15 protein-coding genes and 1 riboswitch are annotated in these 16,030 nt (G+C 72.6%); of the genes, 12 read left to right on the forward strand and 3 right to left on the reverse strand.

Going from position 1 to position 16,030, the window contains the following annotated elements:
- Positions 1-450: 450 nt before the first annotated feature.
- Positions 451-942: an ureidoglycolate lyase gene (locus ACFHYO_RS12220; protein WP_394320713.1), complete on the reverse strand. Its 492-nt coding sequence runs from the start codon at positions 940-942 to the stop codon at positions 451-453.
- Between the two features lie 116 nt (positions 943-1,058).
- Here ACFHYO_RS12220 and uraH point away from each other — a divergent pair, with 116 nt between their 5' ends.
- A complete protein-coding gene (gene uraH / locus ACFHYO_RS12225; RefSeq protein WP_394320715.1) occupies positions 1,059-1,409 on the forward strand; it encodes a hydroxyisourate hydrolase in 351 nt (116 codons plus the stop codon).
- Between the two features lie 3 nt (positions 1,410-1,412).
- Complete coding sequence (locus ACFHYO_RS12230; RefSeq protein ID WP_036705684.1) at positions 1,413-2,633, forward strand: urate hydroxylase PuuD; 1,221 nt, start codon at positions 1,413-1,415, stop codon at positions 2,631-2,633.
- Positions 2,634-2,723: 90 nt separating this feature from the next.
- On the opposite strand, the gene ACFHYO_RS12235 is transcribed toward ACFHYO_RS12230, so the two are convergent.
- Together ACFHYO_RS12235 and ACFHYO_RS12240 are read right to left on the reverse strand one after the other, a co-directional pair.
- The gene (locus tag ACFHYO_RS12235) at positions 2,724-3,923 is read right to left on the reverse strand and encodes a calcium-binding protein (protein ID WP_394320717.1); all 1,200 of its coding nucleotides are present in this window, start codon (positions 3,921-3,923) and stop codon (positions 2,724-2,726) included.
- Positions 3,924-4,050: 127 nt separating this feature from the next.
- Positions 4,051-4,947 (reverse strand): LysR family transcriptional regulator, encoded by an 897-nt coding sequence (locus ACFHYO_RS12240; protein WP_394320719.1) that lies wholly within the window; start codon positions 4,945-4,947, stop codon positions 4,051-4,053.
- 103 nt (positions 4,948-5,050) lie between these two features.
- Here ACFHYO_RS12240 and xdhA point away from each other — a divergent pair, with 103 nt between their 5' ends.
- The 10 genes from xdhA to ACFHYO_RS12290 all read left to right on the forward strand — a co-directional run bounded on the left by xdhA (position 5,051) and on the right by ACFHYO_RS12290 (position 16,014).
- Positions 5,051-6,505, forward strand: coding sequence for a xanthine dehydrogenase small subunit (gene xdhA / locus ACFHYO_RS12245; protein WP_394320721.1), 1,455 nt, complete (start codon positions 5,051-5,053; stop codon positions 6,503-6,505).
- On the forward strand, positions 6,505-8,832 hold the full coding sequence (xdhB, locus tag ACFHYO_RS12250; RefSeq protein WP_394320723.1) for a xanthine dehydrogenase molybdopterin binding subunit: 2,328 nt from the start codon (positions 6,505-6,507) through the stop codon (positions 8,830-8,832). The genes xdhA and xdhB overlap by 1 nt, the downstream gene beginning before the upstream one ends.
- Entirely contained in the window at positions 8,829-9,611 is a 783-nt protein-coding gene (gene xdhC, locus ACFHYO_RS12255; RefSeq protein WP_394320725.1) for a xanthine dehydrogenase accessory protein XdhC, read from the forward strand. Before xdhB ends, xdhC begins: the two co-directional genes overlap by 4 nt.
- Complete coding sequence (gene guaD, locus ACFHYO_RS12260; RefSeq protein WP_394320727.1) at positions 9,608-10,903, forward strand: guanine deaminase; 1,296 nt, start codon at positions 9,608-9,610, stop codon at positions 10,901-10,903. Before xdhC ends, guaD begins: the two co-directional genes overlap by 4 nt.
- A gap of 167 nt (positions 10,904-11,070) precedes the next feature.
- Positions 11,071-12,513 carry a Glu/Leu/Phe/Val family dehydrogenase gene (locus tag ACFHYO_RS12265; protein WP_036702294.1) on the forward strand — a complete coding sequence of 481 codons (1,443 nt, stop codon included), beginning with the start codon at positions 11,071-11,073 and terminating at the stop codon, positions 12,511-12,513.
- A gap of 7 nt (positions 12,514-12,520) precedes the next feature.
- On the forward strand, positions 12,521-13,075 hold the full coding sequence (locus ACFHYO_RS12270; RefSeq protein ID WP_394320728.1) for a GNAT family N-acetyltransferase: 555 nt from the start codon (positions 12,521-12,523) through the stop codon (positions 13,073-13,075).
- A 47-nt stretch (positions 13,076-13,122) separates the two neighbouring features.
- Positions 13,123-13,227, forward strand: a riboswitch (TPP riboswitch).
- Between the two features lie 53 nt (positions 13,228-13,280).
- On the forward strand, positions 13,281-14,075 hold the full coding sequence (gene thiD / locus ACFHYO_RS12275; RefSeq protein ID WP_394320730.1) for a bifunctional hydroxymethylpyrimidine kinase/phosphomethylpyrimidine kinase: 795 nt from the start codon (positions 13,281-13,283) through the stop codon (positions 14,073-14,075).
- On the forward strand, positions 14,072-15,073 hold the full coding sequence (gene thiO / locus ACFHYO_RS12280; RefSeq protein WP_394320732.1) for a glycine oxidase ThiO: 1,002 nt from the start codon (positions 14,072-14,074) through the stop codon (positions 15,071-15,073). Before thiD ends, thiO begins: the two co-directional genes overlap by 4 nt.
- A complete protein-coding gene (thiS, locus tag ACFHYO_RS12285; protein ID WP_394320733.1) occupies positions 15,051-15,248 on the forward strand; it encodes a sulfur carrier protein ThiS in 198 nt (65 codons plus the stop codon). The genes thiO and thiS overlap by 23 nt, the downstream gene beginning before the upstream one ends.
- A 1-nt stretch (position 15,249) precedes the next feature.
- A complete protein-coding gene (locus tag ACFHYO_RS12290; protein WP_036702303.1) occupies positions 15,250-16,014 on the forward strand; it encodes a thiazole synthase in 765 nt (254 codons plus the stop codon).
- The last annotated feature ends 16 nt before the right edge of the window (positions 16,015-16,030 follow it).

Here is a 16,030-nt window from a genome sequence, read left to right on the forward strand (position 1 = left end):
AAGGGCGGCGCATGGCGGTGGTCCGGCTGGGGGCGGGCGGGGTGGAGAGGGAGGTAAGCCCGGGTGGACGGCGGGGCAAGGGGCGGGGGGGTGCCTAGGGATGAGGGGGATGACCAGTGGCGCACTCTTGCGCAACCCAGCGCCCCCCATCTCGCCCCTCCAGTTCAGTCGGCGTCCGTAACGGCGTTCATCGAGGGCAGGCTGGGGGCGGGCGGCTTGAAGCGGGTAGATCGCGCCGGGGGACGGCAGAGCAAGCCCCGCAACCGGCAACTGCCCGAGACGCTGGCGTCGGTTGTCGATGGTGACGCGCGCCCCGCTCAATGCGTCCGACCGGTTCATCGTCGCCCCGGTAAGGACCCGCGGCGGCACCCCCCCGGGGGGGCACATGAGCTCATGCTAGGCGCAGGAGGCGGACAGCCAAAAAGTCGCCCCGGGGGTGGCGCTACCCCCCTATCCCGCCACCACCGTCCAGTCGGCGTCGTAGCGGTATTCCTCGAGGTTCGGGCCGTCGCCGCAGCGGTCCACCACCGCAAACAGCCCCGGCTCGGCCAGCGGCGTCAGCACCCCGTGCCATGCCCCGCGCCTGAGGTTGATCCCCTGCCCCGGCGCGGTCAGGAACGCCTGCGGGCGGCCGGGCACCCCGCCCTCGTCGGGGGCCACGATGACCAGGAACGGGTGCTCGGTCATCGGCAGGAACGCCTGCGAGCCGAGCGGGTGGCGCTCGACCAGACGGAAGGCATAGGGGAGCGTCACCGCGCCCGAGCGGAAGAGCGACAGCCCGACCGGCTCGGCGTCCAGCCGGGCGCGGTCGTGCCAGCGGCCGCAGTGCCCCTCGTTGATGATCCGGTCGGGCGCGCCCGCGGTCTCGAGCGCCTCGCCCCAGGGGGCGAAGGCGGCGGAAGTCAGCGGGGCGGCGCGGAGTGTGCGGTCGGGGGGCGTCATGCGCGGTCCTTGTTCATTCTTCGCCGAAACGAGAGGCTGAATGTCGTTTCGCAATATTGTCTGCCCGCCATCCTGCGGTATCACCGGACCAGATACCATGCTTGAACGGGGGGCTCATGCCCGGTTTTCTGACCACCCACGTGCTCGACACCGCCGGCGGACGCCCGGCGGCGGGGATGCGCATCACGCTCTACGCGCTCGACGGTGAGCGGCGGCAACTGGCCGAGGTCGTGACCAACGCCGAAGGGCGCACCGACGGCCCGATCCTGCCCGAGGCCACCTTCCGCACCGGCCGCTACGAGCTGGTGTTCCACGTCGGCGACTGGCTGGACGCGCAGGGGCATCAGGCGGCCGGGCCGCGGTTTCTCGACGAGGTGCCGATCCGCTTCGGGATGGCCGAGGACGACCACTACCACGTCCCGCTGCTCGTCTCGCCCTACGGCTTCTCGACCTACCGGGGCAGCTGACGCATGGACCCGATCATCCTGCACGACTGGGCGGCGCTGGCGATCCGCTGGCTGCACGTCGTCACCGCCATCGCCTGGATCGGCTCGTCCTTCTACTTCATCGCGCTGGACCTGGGGCTGCAGAAGGCGCCCGGCCTGCCCGAGGGCGCCCACGGCGAGGAGTGGCAGGTCCACGGCGGCGGTTTCTACCACATCACCAAGTACCTCGTGGCGCCGGCGCGGATGCCCGAGCACCTGACCTGGTTCAAGTGGGAGAGCTATGCCACCTGGCTGACCGGCCTCGCCATGCTCGCCGTGCTCTACTGGGCGCAGAGCGAGCTGTTCCTCATCGACCCCGCCAAGATGGAGCTGGCGCGCTGGCAGGCGATCGCGATCTCGGCCGGCTCGCTGGTCGTGGGCTGGGTGATCTATGACACGCTCTGCAAGAGCCGGCTGGGCGAGAACCCGACCACGCTCATGCTGCTGCTGTTCGTGCTGCTGGTGGCGATGGCCTGGGGCTATGATCAGGTGTTCACCGGGCGGGCCGCGCTGCTGCACCTCGGCGCCTTCACCGCGACGATCATGACCGCGAACGTGGCGATGGTCATCATGCCGAACCAGCGCATCGTCGTGCGCGACCTCAAGGCGGGGCGGCGGCCGGACCCGAAATACGGCAAGATCGCCAAGCTGCGCTCGACCCACAACAACTACCTGACGCTGCCGGTCGTGTTCCTGATGCTCTCGAACCACTACCCGCTGGCATTTGCGAGCCGCTACAACTGGCTGATCGCGGCGCTGGTGTTCCTGATGGGCGTCACCATCCGGCATTTCTTCAACACCAAGCACGCCCGCAAGCCGTGGCCGTGGTGGACCTGGGGGGTGACGGCGCTGCTGTTCGCGGCGGCCGTGTGGCTCTCGACGCTCGGCACCCAGCGGCTGCCGGACGAAGAGCGGCTGACCACCGCGCAGGCGCGGCTGATCGATGACCCGCATTTCGACGACGTGCGCAACATCGTGCTGGGCCGCTGCTCGATGTGCCACGCCGAGACGCCCGGCTGGCCCGGCATCGCCACCGCGCCGCGGCGCATCGTGCTCGAGACCGATGCCCAGATCGCCCGGACGGCGCGGGACATCCTGACGCAGGCCGGGCTGACCGACGCCATGCCGCCCGCCAACGTAAGCTTCATGGAGCCCGCCGAGCGTGCCGTGATCCGCGCCTGGATCGACAGCGCCGGGCGGGGGTGAGGCGCCGGGCGCGCGGCTGGGCCTCGGCCCGGCGCGCGCCGGACCGGGGGCCGACGCGCCGTGCGTCCAGCCCCGCCCGCGGCCCTCCGCTCAGATCAGAAAGAAGCTGTCGCGGAACTCGTCCAGCGTGACCCCGGTCACGATCAGGTCGTTCGCGCCGGCCCCGTCCACCATGATGCCGTTGCCCCACACGCGGCAGGCGGCGAGCACCTCGGCGCGGCTGGCCAAGCCCAGCGCGTCGGCGTCGAGCGCCACGCGATCGACCCCGTGCTGAAAATCCAGCACCACGTCGCGCCCGCCGGTGAAGACGAAGCGGTCGGCCCCGGCCCCGCCGGTCAGCCGGTCGTCGCCCGCCCCGCCCGCCAGCGTGTCGTTGCCGCCGTTGCCCCAGAGCGTGTCGTTGCCCGCAAGCCCGTCGAGCCGGTTGGCGCCGCCGTTCCCGGCCAGCCGGTTGGCGCCCGAATTGCCGGTCCCGGCAAGGTTCGCGGTCCCCTCGAGCGTCAGGTTCTCGAGATGCGCGCCGAGCGTCCAGCTGACCGTGCTGCGCACGCTGTCGGTGCCGCCGCCGGCGAGTTCCACCACCGTGTCCCCTTGCGTGACCACATAGCTGTCGTTGCCGCCCAGCCCGACCAGCCGGTCGCGCCCGAGCCCGCCGTTCAGCACGTTGGCGCCGTCCGTGCCGGTCAGCACGTTGTCGAGCGCGTTGCCGACGCCCCAGGCGGCCGCGCCGGTCAGGCTCAGCCGCTCGATCCCGTCGCCGAGGCGATAGCCGGTGGCGGCGAAGACGTGGTCGGTGCCGGCGCCCGGTGCCTCGATCACCACGTCGCGGCTGTCGTCCACGATGTAGCGGTCGTTGCCGGCGCCGCCCTCCATCCGGTCGACGCCGGCGCCGCCGATCAGCAGGTCGTCGCCGCCGTTGCCCAGCAGCGTGTCCGCCCCGGTCAGCCCTATCAGCGTGTCGTTCCCGCCGCTGCCCGAGATCCGGTCGGCGCCGCGCAGCACGTCGCGCAGGATCCCCTCGATGTCGCCCTGGTCCATCATCTGGACGAAGCGGTAGGCGTCGAGGTTCAGCCCCGTCGCGGTATAGGAGATCGCGCCGCCGACCGTCTGCGTCACGCTGGTCAGCTGGCCGTAGACGCCATAGGCGTCGAAGGTGAAATGCCCGCCGTAGCGGGTCACGACCTGCCCGGCGGTGATGGTGATGTGGGTGCTGCCGTACGAGGTCAGCGCTCCGTAGGAGATGCCGAGGTTGCTCATGTCCGCGGCCATGCGGATGTCGATGTTCGCCATGTGCGAGGGTACCTTTTAAGAACGCGCCGGGCGGCGCCGCGGGACCAGCGTTAGCACGCCGCCGTCACCGATCAAGCGCGCCCGTTGCCCGCTGCGTCACCGCGCCACGGGCCAGGCGCCGCGGCGGTCAGGCCACCGCCCCCTTCAGCGCCTTCACGGCGAAATCCACGAAGAGCCGCACCTTGGGGTCGAGGAACTCGCGGTGCGGGGTCAGCACCCCGAACTCGACCGGCAGCGGCGGGGTCTCGGGCAGCAGCTCGACCAGCCGCCCGGCGGCGAGGTCGTCCGCCACCTCGTAGCGCGGTCGGTTGGCGATGCCCGCCCCGGCCAGCGCCCAGTCGGTCAGCACCGAGCCGTCGTCGGTGTCGAACCCGCCCGCCACCATCAGCTTCACCGGCCCCGCCGGGGTGTCGAGCACCCAATAGTACTCGGGCGAGCGCGGAAAGCGCAGCAAGAGGCAGGTGTGGGCCTTGAGATCCTCGGGCGCCGTGGGCGTGCCGCGGGCGGCGAGATAGGCGGGGGCGGCCACCAGCACCCGCGGGCAGGGGCCGATCTTGCGGCGGATCAGGGCGGATTCCTCGGGGTGGCCGAGGTAGAAGGCGACGTCGATCCCCTCTTCGACCATGTTCACGGCGCGGTCCGAGAGGCGCAGGCGGACCTGCACCTCGGGGTTCTCGGCCACGAAGCGCGGCACCAGCGGCGCGACCAGCCGCCGCCCCGCCACCAGCGGCGCCACCACCCGCACGATGCCCTGCGGGGTGCCCGAGGCGGTGGCGACCGCGGCCTCGGCCTCGTCGAGCGTCGCGAGCACCCGGCGGGCGTTGTCGTAGAGCACGCGGCCGATCTCGGTCGGGGTCAGGGTGCGCGTGGTGCGGTTCAGCAGCCGCACCCCGAAGCGTTCCTCGAGGTCGCGGATGCGGGCCGAGGACGCCGCCGGCGACAGCCGCATGTCGCGCCCGCCCGCGGTGATCGAGCCGCGCTCGACCACGCGGACGAACACGCGCAGGCTCTCGAGGTAGGACATGGGGGCCTTTCTTTCGCCGGGGCGTAAACTGTTCACGCACGGACGGGGTTTCTGCAAGGGCGGGCTTGCCCCAGAATGGCCGCGGCAGCAGCATGGACCGATCATGGGCGACCCGATCCGCTTTCTTCTCAACGACACCGAGATCAGCCTGACCGAGGCGGCCCCGGGTGACACGCTTCTCGACTTCGTGCGGCTCGGGCGGCGGCTCACCGGCACCAAGGAGGGCTGCGCCGAGGGCGACTGCGGCGCCTGCACGGTGCTGGTCGGGCGGCTGACCGAGGGCGGGCTGGTCTATGAGCCGGTCAACGCCTGCATCCGCTTCCTCGCCGCGTGCCACCGCTGCCACATCGTCACCGTCGAGCACCTGAAGGGCGCGGACGGCGGCCTGCATCCGGTGCAGGCGGCGATGGTCGAACATCACGGCAGCCAGTGCGGGTTCTGCACCCCGGGCTTCGTGATGGCGCTTTACGGGCTGTGGATGACCAACCCCGACCCTTCGGTGGTCGAGATCGAGACTGCGCTGCAAGGCAACCTCTGCCGCTGCACGGGCTACGCGCCGATCGTGCGGGCGGCGCAGGCGGCGGGCCGCGCGGGGGGCCAGTTGCAGGACGCGCTGGCGGTCGAGCGCGCCGAGGTCGCGGCGCGGCTGGCGGCGATCCCGCCGGGGGCCGAGGTCCAGCGCGGCGAGGCCCGCGCGGTGGTGCCCGCCGACACCGACGCGCTGGCGGCCGAACTTGCCGCCCACCCCGAGGCGACGCTCGTCTCGGGCGCGACCGACGTGGGGCTGTGGGTGACGAAGCTCATGCGCCCGATCGAGCCCGGCATCTTCATCGGCCATCTGATGAAGGGGATCGAGGAAACCGACGCCGACCTGCGCATCGGCGCGGGCGTGACCTATTCCGAGTTCGCCCCGGTGGTGCGGGCGCATTTCCCCGAGGTCGAGGATTACCTCCTGCGGATCGGCGGCTGGCAGATCCGCAACGCGGGCACCGTCGGCGGCAACATCGCCAACGGCTCGCCCATCGGCGAGATGCCGCCGCTGCTGATCGCGCTCGGCGCGCGGATCGTGCTGCGCCACGGCGACGCGCGGCGCGAGATGGCGCTCGAGGATTACTTCATCGACTACGGGCGTCAGGACCGCCGGCCGGGCGAGTTTCTGGAAACCATCATCATCCCGCGCAAGGGGGATGCGATCATCGCCGCCTACAAGCTGTCGAAGCGGGTGGCGGCGGACATTTCGGCGGTGGCGGCGGGCTTCCGCCTCACCGTCGCGGGCGGACGGATCACCGGCGCCCGGGTCGCCTTCGGCGGCATGGCGGGCATCCCCAAGCGGGCGCGGGCGGCCGAGGCGGCGCTGACCGGCGCGCCCTTCGCCGCCGAAAGCTTCGAGGCGGCGGCCGCGGCGGTGGCGGGCGATTTCACCCCGCTCAGCGATTTCCGCGCCTCGGTCGCCTATCGGCAGGCGGTGGCGGCCAATTTCTTCCGGCGGTTCTGGCTCGAGCAGGCGGGGATCGCGGTTCCGGTGCGGCTCGAGCGCGCGGTGGCGGAGGCAGGATGATGGACCAGCGCACCCCTTATGCCGAGGTCGCGGCCAGCCGCGACGTGCCGCACGAATCCGCCACGCTGCACGTCACCGGGCGGGCCGACTATACCGACGACCTGCCGATCCCCGAGGGCGCGCTGCATGCGGCCTTGGGCCTCGCCACCGTGGCGCACGGGACGATCCGGCGCATGGACCTCGACGCGGTGCGGGCCGCGCCGGGGGTGGTGGGGGTGCTGACCGCCGCCGACATCCCGGGGCGCAACGACGTGAGCCCGATCGGCCGCGGCGACGACCCGATCCTCGCCGAGGGCCGGGTGATGTTCCACGGCCAGCCGGTCTTCGCGGTGATCGCCGAGACGCGCGAGGCCGCGCGCCGGGCCGCGACGCTGGCCGAGATCGACTATGACGACGCGCCCTTCGTCCTCGACCCGGTGCAGGCGCTGGCCGCTGGCGGCGCACTCGCGGTCGAGGGGATGACGCTCAGGATCGGCGAGGCCGAGGCGGCGCTGGCCGCCGCGCCGCGCCACGCCGAGGGGCGGTTCGTGATCGGCGGGCAGGACCATTTCTACCTCGAGGGGCAGATCGCGCTCGCGATCCCCGGCGAGGGCGACGAGATGACCGTGTTCACCTCGACCCAGCACCCGACCGAGGTGCAGCACATGGTGGCGCACGCGCTGGACGTCGCGGCCCACGCGGTGGTCGTCAACGTGCGACGGATGGGCGGCGGGTTCGGCGGCAAGGAAACGCAGATGAACCTGTTCTGCTGCATCGCCGCCATCGCCGCGCGGCGCTGGGGGCGGGCGGTCAAGCTGCGCCCCGACCGCGACGAGGACATGATCGCCACCGGCAAGCGCCACGACTTCGTCGTCGACTACCGCGTGGGCTTCGACGACGCGGGCCGCATCCTTGGCGTCGAGGGCGACTGGTACGCGCGCTGCGGGTTCTCGGCGGACCTGTCGCAGGCGGTGACCGACCGGGCGCTGTTTCACGCCGACAACGCCTATCGCTACCCGGCGGCGCGGCTGACCTCGCATCCCCTGCGCACCAACACGGTATCGAACACCGCCTTCCGCGGCTTCGGCGGCCCGCAGGGGGTGATCGTCGCCGAGCGGATCATCGAGGACATCGCCTATGCCACCGGGCAGGACACGCTCGCCGTGCGCAAGGTGAACCTCTACCGGAACGGCGACCTGACCCCCTATCACCAGGAGGTCGAGGACCAGATCCTGCCGCGCATCTTCGCCGAGCTCGAGGCGTCCTGCGACTATGACGCCCGCCGGCAGGGGGTGCTGGACTTCAATGCCCGCGCCGAGGCCGCCGGCAGCCCGATCCGGCGCGGCATCGCGCTGACGCCGGTGAAGTTCGGGATCAGCTTCACCGCCACGCATTTCAACCAGGCGGGGGCGCTGGTGCACCTCTATGCGGACGGCTCGATCCAGCTCAATCACGGCGGGACCGAGATGGGCCAGGGGCTGCACACCAAGGTGGCGCAGGTCGTGGCCGAGGCGTTCGGCGTCGATCTGGCGCTGGTGCGGGTGACGAAGACGACGACCGAGAAGGTGCCGAACACCTCGGCCACGGCGGCGTCCTCGGGGACCGACCTCAACGGCATGGCGGCGCTGGACGCGGCCGGCAAGATCAAGCGGCGGCTGGCCGAGTTCCTGGGCCGCGCCAAGGGTGTCGCGCCCGAGGCGGTGCGGTTCGAGGGGGGCGAGGTCATCGCCGGGGACGAGCGGACGCCCTTCGCCGAGCTGGCGCAGATGGCCTATCTCGCCCGCGTGCCGCTGTCGGCGACGGGGTTCTATGCGACGCCGAAGATCCATTGGGACCGCAAGGCCGGGCGCGGGCGGCCGTTCTATTACTACGCGTATGGCGCGGCCTGCGCCGAGGTCGCGGTGGACACGCTGACCGGGGAATACGTGATCGAACGCGCCGACGTGCTGCATGACGTGGGCCGCTCGATCAACCCGGCGATCGACGTGGGCCAGGTCGAGGGCGCCTTCGTGCAGGGCACCGGCTGGCTGACGAGCGAGGAGCTGGTCTGGGACGACACCGGGCGGCTCAGGACGCACGCGCCCTCGACCTACAAGATCCCGCTCGCCTCGGACCGGCCCAAGGTCTTCAACGTGGCGCTGGCGGACTGGTCCGAGAACCGCGAGCCGACCGTGCGCCGGTCCAAGGCGGTGGGCGAGCCGCCGTTCATGCTGGGGATCTCGGTGTTCGAGGCCATTGGCCATGCGGTCGCCTCGGTCGCGGGCTACCGCGTGGCGCCGCGGCTGGATGCCCCGGCGACGCCCGAGCGGGTGCTGATGGCCGTGGCGCGGCTCAGGGGCGCGGCATGAGCAGCGGGGCGCGCAGGGGGACCGGTGCCGCGGGGGAGGCGGGCCGGAACGACGCGATCCGCGTGCGCGTGGCGGGCGTGCGCGGCTCGGCCCCGCGCGAGGTCGGGGCCGAGATGATCGTGACCGCCGATGCCGTCACCGGGTCGATCGGCGGCGGGGCGCTGGAATACATGGCGATGGACCGGGCGCGGGCGATGCTGGCGAAGGGCGAGCGCGCGGCCGCGATGGACGTGCCGCTCGGCCCCGAGATCGGCCAGTGCTGCGGCGGGCGGGTGGCGCTGAGCCTCGACCGCGCGCCCGCGACGGTGCCGCCCCCTGGGCCCGAGGTGCTGGTCTTCGGCGCGGGCCACGTCGGGCGGGCGCTCGCACGCGCCTTGACCCCCCTGCCCGTCCGGGTGCGGCTGATCGACAGCCGGGCCGAGGAACTCGCGCAGGCCGGCTGCGTCCCCCAGACCCTGACCGCTCTGCCCGAGGCCGAGGTGCGCCGCGCGGCCCCCGGCGCCGCCTTCGTCATCGTCACCCACGATCACGCACTGGATTTCCTGATCGCGGTCGAGGCGCTCGCGCGCGGGGATGCGGGCTATGTGGGCATGATCGGCAGCGCCTCGAAACGCGCGGCCTTCCTGCGCCATGCAGCGCGGGCCGGGGTGGAGGCGGGGCGGCTGACCTGTCCCATCGCCGCCCACGCCCCCCGCGACAAGCGCCCCGAGGTGATCGCGGCTTTTGCCGCGGCCGAGATCATGGCCGCGCTCATGACCCACGCGCGCGTGCCCGCATGAGCGACACGCTGATCCGCGGCCGGGTGCTCGGCTTCCACGCCGACCCCGAGGAGGTGGCCGACGCCCACCTCTACCTTGAGGACGGCGCGGTGCTGGTCCGCGACGGGCGCATCGCCGCTGTGGGCGACGGGGCGGCGCTGGCCCGCGCCCATCCGCAGGCGCGCGAGATCGATCACCGCCCGCACCTGATCCTGCCCGGCTTCATCGACCCGCATATCCACTTCCCGCAAGGACAGGTGGTGGCGAGCTACGCCGCAGCCCTGCTCGACTGGCTGAACGACCACACCTTCCCCGCCGAGGCGGCCTTTGCCGACCCCGCCCATGCGGCGCGGATGGCCGTGGCTTTCCTCGACCTGCTGCTGGCGCACGGGACGACCACGGCCTGCGCCTTCGGCTCGGTCCATCCGGGGTCGATCGACGCGCTGTTCGCGGCCGCCGAGGCGCGGGGCATGGCGATGCTGGGCGGCAAGGTGATGATGGACCGCAACGCCGCGCCGGCGGTCCATGACACGGCGCAAGCCTCGTATGACGACAGCCGGGCGCTGATCACCCGCTGGGCCGGGCGCGGGCGGCTGACCTATGCGATCACGCCGCGCTTCGCGATCACCTCGACCCCCGAACAACTCGCCGCGGCGGGCGCGCTGGCGGCCGAGTTTCCCGAGCTGCCGATCCAGACCCATCTGAGCGAGAACCGGGCCGAGATCGACTATACGCTGAGCCTCTACCCCGAGGCGCGCGACTACCTCGACATCTACGACCGCTTCGGGCTTCTGGGGTCGCGCAGCCTGATGGGCCACGCCATCCACCTGACCCCGCGCGAGATCGCGCGGATGGCCGAAACCGGCACGCGGGCGATCCATTGCCCGACCTCGAACCTGTTCCTCGGCTCGGGGCTCTTCGACCGCACCGGCCTGCGGGCGGCGGGGATCGTGACCGGGGTAGCGACCGACATCGGCGGCGGCACCTCGTGGTCGATGCTCAGGACGCTGGACGAGGCCTACAAGGTCAGCCAGCTCCGCGGGGCGCGGCTGAACCCGCTGGCGGCGTTCCACTGGGCGACGCGCGGAAACGCGCTGGCGCTGGGGATGGCGGACCGGATCGGGACGCTGGCCGAGGGCTCGGACGCCGATCTGGTGGTGCTCGACGCCCGCGCGACGCCGGCCATGCGGCTGAGGGCCGAGCGGCTGCGGGGGCTCGAGGACGAGCTGTTCCTGCTGCAGACGCTGGGCGACGACCGGGCGGTGGTCGAGACCTATGTCGCCGGCCGCCCGGCCAAGTCCACCGCGGCCTGACCCCCGCTTCGGCCGGAACGGCGACGGCGGCGGCGCTTTGCCCGGCGCCGCCCGAAAATCGGGCAGAGCGCCGGGTTTACAAGCGGAATCCGGCAGCTAACGTAACGTCCATTCGCCACCTGCGCGCCCCGGACAGCCTGACGGGCGCCATCACCAAGGGATCCTTCATGAGCGCCGTCCTCACCGCCCCGCCCGCCGCCTCGTTCCGCGATTCGGTGGACCGGATGTTCACCGAGGCCGCCCAGCTCATGGACCTGCCCCCGGGGCTCGAGGAGAAGATCCGGGTCTGCAACTCGACCTATGTCGTCCGCTTCGGCGTCCGGCTGCGGGGCGAGATCCACACCTTCACCGGCTACCGCGCCGTCCACTCTGAGCATCAGGAGCCGGTCAAGGGCGGCATCCGCTATGCGCTCAACGTGGATCAGGACGAGGTCGAGGCGCTGGCCGCGCTGATGAGCTACAAATGCGCGCTGGTAGAGCTGCCGTTCGGCGGCTCGAAGGGCGGGCTGACCATCGACCCGCGCGCCTGGGACGAGGACGAGCTGGAAAAGATCACCCGCCGCTTCACCTATGAGCTGAGCCGGCGGCGGCTGATCTCGCCCGCGCAGAACGTCCCCGCCCCCGACATGGGCACCGGCGAGCGCGAGATGGCGTGGATGGCCGACGCCTACAAGCGGCTGCACCCCGAGGACATCGATGCGCGCGCCTGCGTCACCGGCAAGCCGATCAGCTTCGGCGGCATTGCCGGGCGGATCGAGGCGACCGGGCGCGGCGTGCAATACGCGCTGCGCGAGGTGTTCCGCACCCCCTCGGTCCTGACGCGCGCGGGGCTGTCGGGCACGCTCGACGGCAAGCGGATCGTGGTGCAGGGCCTGGGCAACGTGGGCTTCCACGCGGCGCAGTTCCTGTCCACCGAGGACGGGGCGCGGATCGTCGCGGTGGCCGAGCGCGACGGCGCGGTGATGAACCCCGCGGGGCTCAACATCCTCGAGCTGCAGGCGCACATGAAATCGACCGGCGGGGTCCGCGACTTCCCCGGCGCGACCTTCGAGCCCGACTCGGCCAAGGCGCTGGAGCTTGACTGCGACATCCTGATCCCCGCGGCGCTCGAAGGCGCGATCCACCGCGGCAACGCCGAGGGCATCCGCGCCCCCCTCATCGTCGAGGCCGCGAACGGCCCGATCACCGCCGAGGCCGACGCGATCCTGCGTGCCCGCGGCGTGGTCATCGTCCCCGACCTCTACGCCAACGCGGGCGGCGTCACGGTCAGCTATTTCGAGTGGGTCAAGAACCTCGGCCACATCAGCTTCGGCCGGATGGAGCGCCGGCAGGAGGAGGCCCGCCACCGCATCCTCGTCGAAGAGCTCGAGCGGCTGTCGGCGGACGAGGGGCTGGGCTGGACCCTTTCCGAGGGGTTCAAGCAGAAATACCTGCGCGGGGCCGACGAGCTTGAGCTGGTGCGCTCGGGGCTCGACGACACGATGCGGGGGGCGCTGCAGAACATGGTCGCGGTGCTTGAAAGCAACGACAAGGTGCCGGACCTGCGGACCGCAGGCTACATGGTGGCGATCTCGCGCATCGCCGCGAGCTACCGCGCGCTGGGGCTGTAGGTCCGCGATGGCGCTGGATGCGGGCGTGACGATCCGCGAGGCGGGGCCACCGGATGCCGGGGCGATCGCCGCGATCTACAACGACGCGGTGACGGGGACGACGGCGGTCTGGAACCTCACCCCCGTCGACGCCGCCAACCGCGCCGCGTGGATGGAGGCGCGGCAGGCGGCGGGCTATCCGGTGCTCGTGGCCACCGGCGTCGGGGGCGCGGTGCTGGGCTACGCGAGCTTCGGCGACTGGCGGGCCTTCGACGGCTACCGCTTCACCGTCGAGCATTCCGTCTATGTCCGGGCGGACGTGCGCGGCGGCGGCATCGGGGCGGCCCTGCTCACCGCCCTGATCGACCGGGCGCGGGCGCTGGGCAAGCACGTCATGGTGGCCGGGATCGCGGCCGAGAACACCGGCTCGATCCGGCTGCACGAGCGGATGGGGTTCCGCCAGACCGGGCACCTGCCGCAGGTCGGGGCCAAGTTCGGGCGCTGGCTCGACCTCGCGTTCCTGCAGCTTGAGCTTGACGACCGGCCGGCGCCCGGTCCCGACCCTGCGCCTGACGCGCCCTGACTGGCCCGAGCCTTGCACCGGCGCCGCGGGCGGCTTATCTGACAGGGAACTGCTCGTTGGGGCGCCCCGCGCGGGGCTGAGATGTGCCAGGCACAGCACCCATCGAACCTGATCCGGGTCATGCCGGCGAAGGGAACGGGCCACGCCGCAGACCTCTCTGCGGTCCATTCCCCCGCACCGGACGACCCCACCTTGGGGGGACGACATGGCGATTGCGCTGACCATCGCGGGGTCGGACAGCGGCGGCGGGGCCGGCATTCAGGCTGACCTAAAAACCTTTTCCGCGCTGGGCGTCTATGGGGCGAGCGCCCTGACCGCGGTCACCGCCCAGAACACCCGCGCGGTGACGCGGATCGAGGGTGTGTCGCCGGCAATGATCCGGGCGCAGATCGCGGCGGTGCTGGACGACCTCGACGTGGCCGCGGTCAAGATCGGGATGCTCGGCACCGCCGAGGCGACCGAGGCGGTGGCCGACGCGCTCGCCGGCTGCGCCGCGCCCATCGTCCTCGACCCGGTGATGATCGCCAAGTCCGGCGACCGGCTGATCGACGCGCCGGCCATCGCGGCGATGGTCACCCGGCTGCTGCCGATGGCAACGGTGCTGACCCCGAACCTGCCCGAGGCGGCGCGGCTTCTGGACCGGATGGTGGCGCAGGATGCGACCGAAACCGCCGCCCAGGGCGAGGCGCTGCGCGCGATGGGACCGGCGTGGGTGCTGATGAAGGGCGGCCACGCCGAGGGCGACACCCTGACCGACCAGCTCACCGGCCCCGAACCCCGGCGCTTCGCCGCCTCCCGGATCGCCACCCGCAACACCCACGGCACCGGCTGCACGCTCAGCGCCGCCATCGCGGCGGGCTTGGCCCAGGGGCTGAGCGTGCCCGAGGCGGTCGCCCGCGCCCACGGCTGGCTGCACCAGGCCATCGTCGCGGCCGACCGGCTGCGCGTCGGCTCGGGGCACGGGCCGGTGCATCACTTCCACGCCTGGTGGCCCGCATGAGCCGCGCGACGATCCTCGGCGCCGGTGTCATGGGCCTTTGCGTTGCGACCGAGCTGGCCCGGCGCGGCCATGCGGTGACGCTGGTGGACCCCGCGTCCGGCCCCGGCGGGCACGGCTGCTCGTGGTGGGCGGGCGGGATGCTCGCCCCCTTCTGCGAGTTCGAGAACGCCGAAGAGCCGGTCCTGCGCCACGGCCAGGCCGCCCTCGACTGGTGGGAGGCGAACGCCGGCGGCGTCACCCGCGCCGGCACGCTGGTGGTGGCGCTGGGGCGCGACCGGCGCGAGCTGGACCGCTTCGCCCGCCGGACCCAGGCCTTCGACCTGCTCGACCCCGGCGCGATCGGCGCGCTCGAGCCCGACCTCGCAGGGCGGTTCGAGCGGGCGCTGTTCTTCTCGGGCGAGGCGCATCTGGACCCGCGGGCGGCGCTGGCGGCGCTGGTCGCGGGGCTCGCGGCGCAGGGCATCACCGTCCAGCCGACGCGGCCCGCCGATCCGGGGCAGATCATCGACTGCCGGGGGCTCGCCGCGCGTGACATGCTGCCCGACCTGCGCGGGGTGCGGGGCGAGATGCTGGTGCTGCGCTGCCCCGAGATCAGCCTTGCCCGGCCCGTGCGGCTTCTTCACCCGCGGGTTCCGATCTACCTCGTGCCGCGCGGCGACGGGGTGTTCATGATCGGCGCCACGATGATCGAGAGCGACCGCCGCGGCGTCGTCACCGCCCGCTCGGTGCTCGAGCTGGTGAGCGCGGCCTTTGCGCTCCACCCGGCGTTCGGCGAGGCCGAGATCCTCGAGCTGGGGGCCGATGCGCGCCCGGCCTTCCCCGACAATCTGCCCCGGATCGGGCGGGCCACCCACCCTGACGGGGGCGAGAGGCTCTACGCCAACGGCCTCTACCGGCACGGCTACCTGCTGGCGCCCGCGGTCGCGGTGCAGCTGGCCGACCATTTCGAGACGGGCGCACAACCGGAGTTCTGGCATGAAACTGACGATCAACGGTGAGCCGCGCGACATCGACGCCGCGACCGTGGCCGAGGCGCTCGCCGCCGAGGGGCTGGCCGAGGCGCGGGTGGCCACCGCGCTGAACGGCGCCTTCGTGCCCGCCGGCGCGCGGGCGGAGACGGCGCTGTCGCCCGGCGACGCGCTGGAAATCGTCGCGCCGATGCAGGGTGGCTGAGATGGCGGTTTTCTATGGCACCGAGGTCGCCTCGCCGCTGATGCTGGGGACCGCGCAATACCCCTCGCCCGCGATCCTCGCCGAGGCGTTCCGCGCCTCGGGCGCCGGGGTCGCCACGGTCAGCCTGCGGCGCGAGGCGGGCGCGGGGCAGGATTTCCTGCGCCTGGTCGAGGGGCTGGGGGTGCGTCTGCTGCCCAACACCGCCGGCTGCCACACCGCGCGCGAGGCGATCACCACCGCGCAGATGGCGCGCGAACTCCTGGGCACCGACTGGATCAAGCTCGAGGTGATCGGGCACAGCGACCTGCTGTCGCCCGACGTGTTCGGGCTGGTCGAGGCGGCCCGCGCGCTCAGCGCCGAGGGGTTCAAGGTGTTTCCCTATTGCACCGAGGATCTGTCGGTCTGCGAGCGGCTGCTCGCCGCGGGCTGCGAGGTGCTGATGCCCTGGGGGGCGCCGATCGGCTCGGGCCTCGGGCTGGCGAACCCGCACGGGCTCAGGGCGCTGCGCGCGGCCTTCCCCGAGGTGCCGCTGGTGGTGGACGCGGGGATCGGCCTGCCGAGCCACGCGGCGGCGGCGATGGAGCTGGGGTTCGATGCGATCCTCTTGAACACCGCCGTGGCCCGTGCGGGCGACCCGGTGGCGATGGCCCGCGCCATGGCGCAGGCGGCCGAGGCCGGGCGCGCCGCCCACCGCGCCGACCCCATCGAGCCGCGCGACATGGCCACCCCCTCGACCCCGGTGATCGGCAAGGCGTTCCTCGCATGACCGCGCACCCCGCCCC

Source organism: Paracoccus panacisoli, from assembly GCF_042435015.1.
Taxonomy (GTDB): Bacteria; Pseudomonadota; Alphaproteobacteria; order Rhodobacterales; family Rhodobacteraceae; genus Paracoccus; species Paracoccus panacisoli.